The 11,258-nt window shown below is 70.0% G+C and carries 12 protein-coding genes; 8 read left to right on the top strand and 4 right to left on the bottom strand.

Annotation, left to right across the window (positions count from 1 at the left end; translation table 11 throughout):
* From VMR86_22380 to VMR86_22370, 3 genes are all read left to right on the top strand, one after another.
* The coding region (locus VMR86_22380; protein HTO09815.1) for a proteasome accessory factor PafA2 family protein at nt 1–1,003 on the top strand (1,003 nt) is incomplete at its 5' end.
* A gap of 5 nt (nt 1,004–1,008) precedes the next feature.
* Complete coding sequence (locus tag VMR86_22375; GenBank protein HTO09814.1) at nt 1,009–1,377, top strand: hypothetical protein; 369 nt, start codon at nt 1,009–1,011, stop codon at nt 1,375–1,377.
* A gap of 105 nt (nt 1,378–1,482) precedes the next feature.
* Nucleotides 1,483–2,517: a rod shape-determining protein gene (locus VMR86_22370; GenBank protein ID HTO09813.1), complete on the top strand. Its 1,035-nt coding sequence runs from the start codon at nt 1,483–1,485 to the stop codon at nt 2,515–2,517.
* A 132-nt stretch (nt 2,518–2,649) separates the two neighbouring features.
* Here VMR86_22370 and VMR86_22365 read toward each other — a convergent pair whose 3' ends face one another.
* Genes VMR86_22365 through VMR86_22350 form a run of 4 tightly spaced genes read right to left on the bottom strand, consistent with a single transcriptional unit; the run spans nt 2,650 to nt 6,357 of the window.
* A complete protein-coding gene (locus VMR86_22365) occupies nt 2,650–3,249 on the bottom strand; it encodes an SCP2 sterol-binding domain-containing protein (protein ID HTO09812.1) in 600 nt (199 codons plus the stop codon).
* A complete protein-coding gene (gene mltG / locus VMR86_22360) occupies nt 3,233–4,309 on the bottom strand; it encodes an endolytic transglycosylase MltG (protein HTO09811.1) in 1,077 nt (358 codons plus the stop codon). Before mltG ends, VMR86_22365 begins: the two co-directional genes overlap by 17 nt.
* On the bottom strand, nt 4,306–4,722 hold the full coding sequence (ruvX, locus tag VMR86_22355) for a Holliday junction resolvase RuvX (GenBank protein ID HTO09810.1): 417 nt from the start codon (nt 4,720–4,722) through the stop codon (nt 4,306–4,308). The genes mltG and ruvX overlap by 4 nt, the downstream gene beginning before the upstream one ends.
* A 45-nt stretch (nt 4,723–4,767) precedes the next feature.
* Entirely contained in the window at nt 4,768–6,357 is a 1,590-nt protein-coding gene (locus VMR86_22350) for a HEAT repeat domain-containing protein (GenBank protein ID HTO09809.1), read from the bottom strand.
* Nucleotides 6,358–6,537: 180 nt separating this feature from the next.
* On the opposite strand from VMR86_22350, the gene VMR86_22345 reads away from it, so the two are divergent.
* From VMR86_22345 to VMR86_22325, 5 genes are all read left to right on the top strand, one after another.
* On the top strand, nt 6,538–6,996 hold the full coding sequence (locus VMR86_22345) for a phosphatidylglycerophosphatase A (protein HTO09808.1): 459 nt from the start codon (nt 6,538–6,540) through the stop codon (nt 6,994–6,996).
* The gene (locus tag VMR86_22340) at nt 6,993–8,312 is read left to right on the top strand and encodes a competence/damage-inducible protein A (protein ID HTO09807.1); all 1,320 of its coding nucleotides are present in this window, start codon (nt 6,993–6,995) and stop codon (nt 8,310–8,312) included. Before VMR86_22345 ends, VMR86_22340 begins: the two co-directional genes overlap by 4 nt.
* Nucleotides 8,309–8,908, top strand: a complete 600-nt coding sequence (gene thpR / locus VMR86_22335) for an RNA 2',3'-cyclic phosphodiesterase (GenBank protein ID HTO09806.1) — start codon at nt 8,309–8,311, stop codon at nt 8,906–8,908. Before VMR86_22340 ends, thpR begins: the two co-directional genes overlap by 4 nt.
* Nucleotides 8,909–8,917: 9 nt before the next feature.
* Entirely contained in the window at nt 8,918–9,991 is a 1,074-nt protein-coding gene (recA, locus tag VMR86_22330; protein HTO09805.1) for a recombinase RecA, read from the top strand.
* Nucleotides 9,992–10,052: 61 nt separating this feature from the next.
* Complete coding sequence (locus VMR86_22325; GenBank protein ID HTO09804.1) at nt 10,053–11,225, top strand: type IV pilus twitching motility protein PilT; 1,173 nt, start codon at nt 10,053–10,055, stop codon at nt 11,223–11,225.
* The last annotated feature ends 33 nt before the right edge of the window (nt 11,226–11,258 follow it).

Below are 11,258 nucleotides of genomic sequence, written 5' to 3'. Positions count from 1 at the left end.
CTACCTGGCCGAGCAGCTGATCCCGTTCCTGGTCACGCGCCAGATCTTCTCGGGCGCGGGCAAGGTGTTCCAGACCCAGGACGGCGTGCACTACTGCGTGAGTCAGCGCGCGCAGCACATCTACCAGAAGATCTCGGGCACGACGACCAACGACCGCTCGATCATCAACACGCGCGACGAGCCGCACGCCGACCGCGAGAAGTTCCGCCGCCTGCACGTGATCGTGGGTGACTCGAACATGAGCGAGTACACGAACTTCGTGAAGATCGCGACCTGCGCGGTCGTGCTGCAGATGATCGAGGACGGCTTCATCAACAAGGACTTCACGCTGCGCCACCCCGTGAAGGCCATCAAGGACATCAGCTACGACACGACCTGCAAGCGCAAGCTCCGGCTCGAGAACGGCCGCGAGTACTCGCCGATCGAGATCCAGCGCGACTACTGCGAGATGGCGCAGCGCTACATCGAGCAGTTCCCGGTCAGCGACCAGCTGCGCGAGGGCGTGCGCGAGTGGCAGTACATCCTCGACTGTCTCGACACCGACCCCGAGAAGCTCGACCGCAAGATCGACTGGATCATCAAGCGCAAGGTCCTGCGCGGCTACATCGAGAAGCACCAGATCAGCTGGCACGACCCGCGCGTGTTCATGATCGACCTGCAGTTCCACGACATCCGCCAGGACCGCGGCTTCTTCTACATGCTCGAGCGCAACAACCACGTCGACCGTCTGTACGCCGACGCCGAGATCGAGAAGGCGAAGACCGAGCCGCCGCAGGACACGCGCGCGCGCATGCGCGGCGACTTCATCAAGCTCGCGCGCCAGAACAACATCCAGTACGACCTCGACTGGTCGAACATCCGGTTGGGCAACCTTCTGAACGTGCGCGTGATCTGCAACAACCCGTTCGAGACCGACACCGAGAAGGTCACGGAGCTGGTGCGCACGATCCAGAAGACCAACCTGCGCCGCACCTCGCTCTCGAAGCTCGTGATCCAGAGCTAGGCGCGATGGACCAGGAGCCGAAGCTGCGCTCGATCCCGGCCGGTGGCTTCACCGGCCGCAGCGCGAGCGCGAAGCCGCGCGACTCACAGAGCCGGCTGCAGCTCGCGCTCGTGATCGGGCTGGTGGTGGCCGTGGTGCTCCTGGTGTGGAGCTACGTGTCGCTCAGCGGACGCATCGACTCACTCGAGAGCGAGACACGCGTGCTGCGCACGGCGGTCCAGGAACGCGACGACATGATCTCGGCCCAGCGCTCGCGGCTCGACGAGGTGCGCGGCCGCGTGCAGGAGCTCCTGCAGCTGGTCGACCAGCCGCTGGCGGGCCCGGCCGCGCCCACACCCGACGCCCCCCAGAGCCCGCCCCCCTCGAATCCGTAAGCCCGGGAGCCAACGCACCGCAGCCGCTCAGGTTCTCGACCCCCCTGCCGATGAATGACGTTGTTCGGGGTCCTCTCGCCCCGGGATGCACGCGGAGCGCGACACATGTACAGGTGGCTGGCGGGGCTCTTGTCGAACGATCTGGCGATCGACCTCGGCACCGCGAACGTCCTCGTCTACGTCAAAGGCCGGGGAATCATCTGCAGTGAGCCGTCGGTGGTGGCGGTGGCGGACGGTCCGAACGGCACCCGCAAGGTGCTGGCGGTCGGCACGGAAGCGAAGGAGATGGTCGGCCGCACGCCGGGCACCATCCGCGCCATCCGCCCGATCAAGGACGGAGTCATTGCCGACTTCGAAGTCACCGAGGCGATGCTGCGCTACTTCATCCAGAAAGCGCACAACCGTCGCCGGCTGGTGCGCCCGCGCATCGTGATCTGCGTGCCGCCCTGCATCACCTCGGTCGAGAAGCGCGCCGTGCGTGAGTCGGCCATCTCGGCCGGCGCGCGCGAGGTGTATCTCATGGAGGAGCCCATGGCCGCCGCGATCGGCGCCGGGCTCAACGTGACCGAGCCGACCGGCAACATGGTGATCGACATCGGCGGAGGCACGACCGACGTGGCGGTGATCTCACTCGCCGGGATCGTGACTTCCAGCTCCGTACGCGTCGGCGGCGACAAGCTCGACGAGGCGATCATCCACTACGTGAAGCGCAAGCACAATCTCCTGGTCGGTGAGCGGACGGCAGAGATCATCAAGATCACCATCGGCACGGCCATGTCCAACGGCCCCAGCAAGACCATGGAGATCAAGGGCCGCGACCTGGTCGCCGGCATCCCGAAGATGATCGTGCTCTCGTCCGACGAGGTGCGCGAGGCGCTCGCCGAGCCGATCCACCAGATCATCGATACGGTCCTGCAGACGCTCGAGCGCACCCCGCCGGAGCTGGCCGCCGACATCGTCGACCGCGGCATCGTGCTCGTGGGCGGCGGCGCGCTCCTGCGCGACTTCGACCAGCTCCTGCGCCAGGAGACCAAGCTCCCGATCGTGCGCGGCGACGACCCGTTCACGGCGGTGGCGGCGGGCGCCGGCAAGGCGCTGGACCAGATCGAGCTGCTGCGCGAAGTCGCCATGCCTACCTGAGTGGGGCCCGGCCGGGCGAAGCCCGGCCACCCACTCTTCGCTCGCCTGCGGCTCGCTGCGCGCTCGCGCTTCCGCGCTCGCTTGCTGCCCTGGCGCGGGTGGTGGGTCGGGCTGTGCGCGACCGGGACCCGCTCAGGCGGGGGTCATGATGGCCATGGCCATCTTCATGGGCACCTCGACGTTGCCGTCGAGCAGGAGCTTGCCGCCCATGAACGCGCCCTGGAGATCGAGAGCGCCGGCCAGGAGCTGCGCGAAGGACTCGTCGCTGATGGCGACCTTGGTGGTCACTTCGGGGATGGGCGGGGCGCCGAAGTGGAGCACCACGCCCCACGGGCGCTGGCCGCTCACCTCGATGCGCATGGTGCCCTCGATCGCGCGCAGCGCGTCGAGCCGCGCGGGAGTCAGCACGAAGTCGGGGTTGCCGGCCACGCCGCCGAGCAGGCTCATCGGCGAGGCGCCGACCGTGGCCTCGAGCTGCTCGCAGTCGCCGTTCGAGAGACCCAGAGTCACCAGGGGCTTCGGGTCGGAGGCCGTGACCGCGCGCATGGTCCCGCCGTTCACGCGCAGGTGGTACCGCTCGCCTTCGTCGAGCGCGATCTCGAGCGCGAAGTCGGCGGCGCGCATCTTCGCGAGCAGGTCGGCGCCCTCCGCACCGCGTGCCACCTGCTCTGCGAGCCGGCGATTCCACGCCTCGGGCACCCGTTTCTCGAAGTAGCTAGCGGCGCTTCCCATCCTTCGTCTCTGCCTTCGTCCCCACGTCGTTCTTCGCCTGGCGGCGCATCTGGTAGCGTTGTACCGCGCGGTTGTGCTCTTTCAAGGTCGCGGAGAACTGGTGGGTGCCGTCGTTGCGGGAGACGAAGTAGAGATAGGGCGCATCTTCGGGGTGTAACACCGCGTGGATCGCGTCGAGCGACGGATTGGCGATCGGTCCGGGCGGCAGCCCGGCGCGCGTGTAGGTGTTCCAGGGGTTGTCCTCGCGCAGGTCCACCAGCCGCAGGTTGCCGTCGAACGTGCCGCGGGTCTGGAGCACGCCGTAGATCACGGTCGGGTCGGACTGCAGGCGCATGCCGATCTTGAGCCGGTTGCGGTACACGGCGGCGATCAGCGGGCGCTCGGGGCCGGGCACGCTCTCCTTCTCGACGATCGACGCCAGCGTGACCACCTGGTGCAGGCTCAGGCCCGACTTCTCGATCGCCGCGAAGTCGTCGGCAGTGAGTCGCCGGCGCAGCTCGTCGAGCATGGTCGAGACGATCTCTTCCGGCGGCGTGTCGCGGTGGAAGCGGTAAGTCTCCGGGTACAGGTAGCCCTCGAAGCTCTGGGCCTCGAGACCTTTGCGCTTGCACAGCACCGGGTCGTTGGCGCGCGCCAGGAACTCCTCGGCGTCGGAGATTCCGGCGGCCTGCAGGCGCGCCGCTACCTCGTCGAGGCGCAGGCCCTCGGGCAGCGTGACCTCGTGCATCTTCACCTGGCCCGTGACCAGCTTGTCGAGGATGGCGATCGGAGTGAGTGACGGGCCGAGCTCGTACTCACCGCTCTTGATCGCCCGGTCCTTGCCGGTGAACTTGGCGTAGAGCGCGAACACGTGCGGGCCGAAGAAGGCGCGCCTGGGCAGGAGCCCGTCGTCGTCGAGCCGGCGCGCGATCGGCTCGAGTGACTCGTTGGCGTTGACCCAGAATACCTGGGCTGCGCCGTGCGGGTCGGCGGCCTCGCGCAGGGCGCTCGCGCCCAGATACACGGCGCCGGCGGCCGCCAGCACGATCAGCACCAGCGCGGCGAGAAGCGCGCGAATCACTTGCGGCGCATCTCCAGCCAGGTGCGCAGCAGGATCGCGGCCGCGACCGGGTCGACCTTGCCGCGCTGCTCGCGCCGACTCATGCCCGACTCGGCCAGCGCGCGCTCGGCCTCGACCGAGGTCCAGCGCTCGTCGAGATACTCCACGGCCACGCCCGCGCGGCTGCGCACGCGCTCGCCGAAGGCGCGCGCCTTGGCGGCCTCGGGGCCGGAGCGGCCGTTCATGTGCACGGGCAGGCCCACCACGATCTCTCCGACCTCGTGCGAGCGCACCAGCTCCGCGATGCGCTCGAGCGCGTCGCGGCCGCCCGCGTGCGCGGGGATCGTTTCCAGCGGCTGGGCGATGAGTCCGGTCGGATCGCTGATGGCGACGCCGATCCGGCGCTCTCCCCAGTCCAGGGCCAGTGTCCGCACATGTGAAGCATAGCGGTCGAGCCCGCACTCACCCGGCGACGGCCGTCACGTTCCGGCCGCCGCGCGCTCGATGCGGCGGATGGCCTCCTGACACGCCTGCCGTACGTCGGCGTCGCCCCCGCGCGCGTGGGGGTGGAGGGTCTGAAGCGCAACCGGGCCGCCGATCTGCCCGATCGCTTGCGCAGCGGCGATGCGCAGCGAGCGGAAGCGGGTGCGGCCGAAGAAGGGCGCGTGGTCGAGCACGCGCTTCAGCCGGTTCAAGGCATCGATCGAGGCCAGCCGGCCCAGGCTGCGGATCGCCTCGCGGCGCAGGCCGTCGGGAAAATCGCGCTCCAGGTCGAGCAAGTCACCGAGCGCGCGCGCCGCGGACGCCTGGCGCATGCCGCCGAGACAGCTCGCGCAGGTCTCCGCCACGGGCTGAGCGAGCCTGAGCCCGGCCACCAGCGCCGCCACCGCGGCGTCGGTGCCCACGCGGGCCAGCGCGCGCGCGGCCTCGCGCGCGACCGCGACGTCGCTCGCGCGCAGTGAGTCGGCGAGGAACTGGATGCCGCGCGGGTTCTGCATCTCGCCCAGCAGCCGAGCGGCGCGGCGCGCGCGCTCGCTCACGCCGCAGCGCAGCTCGTCGACCACGGCGGCCAGCGCGTCGTCGCCCATCGCAATCAGGGTCTGCGCCGCGCGCTCGCGCGAGGCGTCCTTCGCGCCCGCGCAGTGCGCGAGCAGCGCCGAGACCGCCGGCACGCCGATGGCGATCAGCACCTGCGTGGCCTGCACGCTGGCCAGCCCGCTGGCGGTCGTGGCCTGCTCGATGATCGCCTCGAGCATGGCGTCGTTGCAGGCCATGCGCCGCAGGCGGTCGGCGGCCTCGCGGCGCAGCGGCTCGGGCCGCACCTCGCGGTCGGTCGCGTGGCGGCAGAACACCACCGCCGCGCGGTAGCCGTCGAGGCAGCGCTTGGCGCGCACCAAGGCGTCGACGCAGGTGTCGACCTTGTTCGCGAGCAGGTTGTAGCCGCCGAAGTCGTCGCAGCGCTCGAGCTCGGCCAGGAGGCGCACCAGTTCGGCGATGTGCTGAGTCAGGAACGACGGCGGCTCGGCCGCCGGCTTCGCGGGCGGCGCAGCTTCGGCCGGACGCGGCGCGGTGACTGGCGCCGCGACTGCCGCGGGCGCCGGCCGCGGCGCGGGCGGGGTGACTGGGGCCGGGGCGGCCGCGGCGGGCTCGGAGAGCTCGAGCGAGATGCCGCGCGGCTGCCCGGCCTCGAACACGCGCCGCGCGCCGCCGGCCTTGCGCAGCTCCTCGGGCGCGCGAGTCAGTGTCTCGACCAGGTGAGTCAGGTCCTCGACGCGGATCAGACCCTCGAGGCACATGCCGGTGATGCCGCGCGCGCGCAGCTCGGCGGCGAGCTCGGGGGCGCCCGGGCAGCCGAGCAGCGTGCCGTCGCGCTGCGCGAGCCCCGAGTCAACGACCTCGAACGCCACCTGCGAGTCACTCCCGGCGAGCGCGCCCAGGATCGCGGCGCCGCGCTGCAGCGCGCCCGCGACCACCGGATGGCCGCTGGGGTGCACGCGCCGCGCGCGCAGCGCGCGAGCGAGCTCGAGAACGAGAGGAGCGATCTCCTCCGCGGAGGCCGTGTTGCGCATGCCGTCCCGCCCGTGGAGCTCCGGGGACTCCAGCGCGAAACATCGGTGCAACTTGCCGGCCGCTTGACCGAGCTGGCGGTCTTGGCGGATTTCGCTATTTCTTCGCCTTCTTGACCCCCGGTGCACAGCGACCTAGCATCGCCGAGCGCTGGGGTGAGGCGCAGAAGTCCTCGGAAATCCATGAGAATATTCATTCTCGCGCTCGCGACTGGAGGCGGCTCCGGCTACTCGCCGGTGGCCTCCGGGACGGTCGGCTCGCTGGTCGGCCTGGCGCTCTTCGCGCTCGTGGGCGGGCTCGGGGCGCTGCCCTATGCCGTGGCGTGCGGGGGCGTGATCGCCCTGGGCATCTGGGCCGCGGGGCGCGCCGAGGAGATCTTCGGCCGCCACGACGACGGCCGCATCACGATCGACGAGGTCGCGGGCATGCTCGTCTCGCTGGCCTCGCTGCCGTTCCGGCCCGAGGTCGCGGGCGTCGGGTTCCTGCTGTTCCGGCTGTTCGACATCTGGAAGCCGTTCCCAGCCCGCGCGGCCGAGCGCCTGCCCGGCGGGCTGGGCGTGATGGCCGACGACCTCGTGGCGGGTCTCTACGCGAACCTGGGCGGACAGGTGCTGTGGCGCCTGTGGGTGAGCGGCGGGTGAGCGCGCGCGACGGCGTCTGGGTGGTCACGATCGGCGACGAGCTTCTGCGCGGCGAGATCGTCGACTCCAACAAGTCACACCTCTCGCAGCGCATGCTCGCGCTCGAGCTCGAGACCGCCCGCCACGTGAGCGTCCCGGACGACCCCGGCATGATGGAAGAGGTGCTGCGCGAGGCCGCGGCGCGGGCGCGCGTCGTGCTGGTCTCGGGCGGGCTCGGCCCCACGCGCGACGACCTCACCACCGAGATCGCCGCCCGGACCTTCGGCCGCAAGCTCGTGCGCGACGAGGAGTCACTCGAGCAGATCCGCGCGTTCTTCCGGCGCTTCAACCGCGAGATGGCCGCCAACAACGCCAAGCAGGCCGACTTCCCCGAAGGCGCCACGGTGCTGCGCAACCCGATCGGCACCGCGCCCGGCTTCATGCTCGAGGTGCCGCACCCGGCCGGAGAGCCGACGCAGCTGTTCTTCATGCCCGGCGTGCCGCGCGAGCTCTACCTCATGGTCGACGAGCAGGTCGTGCCGCGCATCGCCGAGCGGCTCGGCGCGCGGCGCGTGGTGCGCGCGCGGCTGCTGCGCACGTTCGGCATCGGCGAGTCGAACCTCGACCGCATGCTCTCCGACCTGGCCCAGGGCGACGCCGACACGGTGATCGGCTTCCGCACGCAGTTCCCCGACAACCTGGTCCGCATCCTCGTGCGCGCGCCCGACGCCCGCGCGGCCGAAGCACGGCTCGACACACTCGAAGCGCAGGTGCGCGCGCGCTTGGGCGACCTGGTCGTGGGCGTGGGCGAGCGCAAGCTCGAAGAGGTCGTCGCCGAGCTCCTGCGCGAGCGCAAGCGCACCATCGGCGTGGCCGAGTCGATCACCGGGGGGCTGATCGCGAGCCGGCTCACCGACGTGCCCGGCAGCTCCGCCTACCTGCTCGCGGGCGTGATCGCCTACGCCAACGACGCGAAGGTGAAGGCGCTGGGCGTCTCGGCCGAGTCACTCGCCAGCCACGGCGCGGTCTCGGAGCCGGTCGCGCGCCAGATGGCGGAAGGCATGCGGCGCGCAGCGGGCGCCGACATCGGCCTGGCCACCACGGGCATCGCGGGCCCCGACGGCGGCAGCAGCGAGAAGCCCGTGGGCACGCTCTGGCTCGCGCTCGCCGACGGCGAGGGCACGATCGCGCACCGCTACCAGCTCATGACCGACCGCGCGCGCAACAAGGAGCTGGCCAGCCAGCTCGCGCTCGATTGGGTGCGGCGCCGGCTGCTCGGCCTGCCGATCAGTGCCGAGACCTTCCCGCGGCTGGTCAGCCAGGAGGGCCGCAAGTGAGCGACCGGCTGCGCGCGTTCCTCGCCGTGAACCTGTCCGACGCGGCGCGCGACTGCGCGGCGCGCGCCGTCGAGACACTCGCCGAGGCCGTGCCCCGGGGAGTGCGCTGGGTGCCGCCCGAGAGCCAGCACCTGACGCTGAAGTTCCTGGGCGAGATCGGCGAGGACAAGGTCGACGCGCTCACCGCCCGCGCGAGCGCGAAGCTCGCCACGGTCGCCCCCTTCGAGGTCGCGCTCGCGGGCTTCGGCGCCTTCCCCAACGCGCGCGAGGCGCGCGTCCTGTGGCTCGGCGTGGTGCAGGGCTCGGCCTCGCTCGCAAAGCTCGCGCGCAAGCTCGACGGCGCGGCACGCGTCGCGGGCTCCGAGCGCGAGCGGAGGCCGTTCTCGGCGCACCTCACGCTCGGCCGGCTGCGCGAGCCCGCGCGGGTCGAGATCGAGCGGCTCACCGCGCCGGTTTCGCCTGTCTGGACCGTCTCGGAGGTCGTACTCTACGAGAGTCGTCTTGCCCCCGACGGCGCTCGGTACGTTCCCTTGGCCCACCTCGCGCTCGGCGCCGGGTTGGACCCATCCGCAAACGAATTCGCCCCAGAGAGCTAGGAGAAGCAAATGTCGCGAGGGCAGACGAACAACAGCAAGGACGACAAGCAGAAGGCCGTCGACCTCATGGTCGCGTCGATCGAGAAGCAGTTCGGCAAGGGCGCGATCATGGTCATGGGCCAGGAGCACCTGGACCGCGAGATCGGCGTGATCTCGACGGGCTCGCCGTCACTCGACATCGCGCTCGGCATCGGCGGCCTGCCGAAGGGCCGCGTGGTCGAGATCTACGGCCCGGAGTCGTCCGGCAAGACCACCTTGTCACTCCACGCGGTGGCCGAGTGCCAGCGCAAGGGCGGCGTGGCGGCGTTCATCGACGCCGAGCACGCGCTCGACGTGAGCTACGCCAAGAAGCTCGGAGTGAGTGTCGAGGAGCTGCTCGTCTCGCAGCCCGACACCGGCGAGCAGGCGCTCGAGATCGCAGACATGCTCGTGCGCTCGGGCGCGGTCGACATCGTGGTCATCGACTCGGTCGCGGCGCTCGTGCCCAAGGCCGAGATCGAAGGCGAGATGGGCGACCAGCACGTCGGCCTGCAGGCACGGCTCATGAGTCAGGCGCTGCGCAAGCTGACCGGCAACCTCGCGCGCTCGAACGCGTGTCTCGTCTTCATCAACCAGGTGCGCATGAAGATCGGCGTCATGTTCGGCAACCCCGAGACCACCTCGGGCGGCAACGCGCTGAAGTTCTACGCCTCGGTGCGCCTCGACGTGCGGCGGATCGGCCAGATCAAAGACGGCGAGGTGGCCATCGGCAGCCGCACGCGCGTGAAGGTCGTGAAGAACAAGTGCGCGCCGCCGTTCCGGCAGGCCGAGTTCGACCTCATGTTCGACAAGGGCATCTCGCGCGAGGGCGACATCCTCGACCTGGCCTCCGAGCTCGGGCTCATGGAGAAGAGCGGCACCTGGTACAGCTTCGAGGGCACGCGCATCGGGCAGGGCCGCGAGAACGCCAAGGCGTTCCTCTTGGCGAACCCGGACGTGTACGACCGCGTGGCGGAGCTGGTGTACGCCAACGCCGGGATCAAGAAGAAGGTTCCGGTCGGCGAGTCCGTGGCGACGGACGACGACGGACCCGCCCCGGACTGATTCAAGCTCACGGAGCGCCGGGACGATCCACCCGCAGAAGCCCTGGTGAGGGCTGGCGGGCATGGAACTCAACGACATCCTGACCATCGCGATCAAGGGCAACGCTTCGGACATCCATCTGAAAGCGGGGCTCCCGCCGCTCTTCCGCGTGGACGGAGCGCTCGTACCGCTGAAGAACGGCGAGCGACTGACTCCGGAGCAGCTGCACGGCATCGCCACGTCGATCATGACGCCGGGTCAGAAGGCGCACTTCGACAAGTTCCACGAGGTCGACCTCGCGTACTCGATCGCGGGCCTGGGCCGCTTCCGCGTGAACACCTTCATGCAGCGCGGAACGGTCGGGATCGTCTTCCGCGTGATTCCGTTCGGCGTGAAGACGATCGAGCAGCTCGTGCTGCCCAAGGTGGTCGAGCGCATCGCGATGGAGCCGCGCGGCCTGATCCTGGTCACGGGCACGACCGGCTCCGGCAAGTCGACCACGCTGGCCGCGATGATCGACTACATCAACACCAACCGCACGTGTCACATCATCACGATCGAGGACCCGATCGAGTTCCTGATCCGCGACAAGCGCTCGATCGTGAATCAGCGCGAGATCGGCGTCGACACGAACTCCTTCGCGACGGCCCTGCGCGCAGCCCTGCGCCAGGATCCGGACGTCATTCTGGTCGGTGAGATGCGCGACTTCGAGACCATCGAGACCGCACTCACCGCGGCCGAGACCGGTCACCTGGTCATGTCGACGCTGCACACGATCGACGCGGCCGAGACCATCACCCGCATCGTCTCCGTGTTCCCGCCGCACCAACAGCCGCAGATCCGCCTGCAGCTCGCGAGCATCATCAAGGGCGTCATCAGTCAGCGCCTGATCCCGCGCGCCGACGGCAAGGGCCGCATCCCCGCGGTCGAGATCCTGGTCGCGTCGGCGCGCGTGCGCGAGTGCATCGCCGACCCCGAGATGACCAAGGAGCTGAACGACGCGATCGCCAAGGGCTTCACCACCTACGGCATGCAGAGCTTCGATCAGTCGCTGATGCAGCACGTGAAGGCGGGGCTCGTCACGTACGAGGAGGCTCTCCTCCACGTGTCGAACCCGGACGACTTCGCGCTGCGCTTCAAGGGCATCTCGGGGACGTCGGACAGCTCGTGGGACGACTTCGACAAGGAAGCCAAGGGCGACGACGAGATCTCGCTCACCGAAGAGCAAGACGACCTGAAGATCGACCGCTTCTGACTCTTCTCGAGCAACCCGGCAACCACGAAGACG

This window comes from Myxococcota bacterium (assembly GCA_035498015.1).
Taxonomy (GTDB): domain Bacteria; phylum Myxococcota_A; class UBA9160; order SZUA-336; family SZUA-336; genus VGRW01.
Note: the sequence above shows the minus strand (reverse complement) of the source record. Positions and strands in the feature narration are given on the sequence as shown.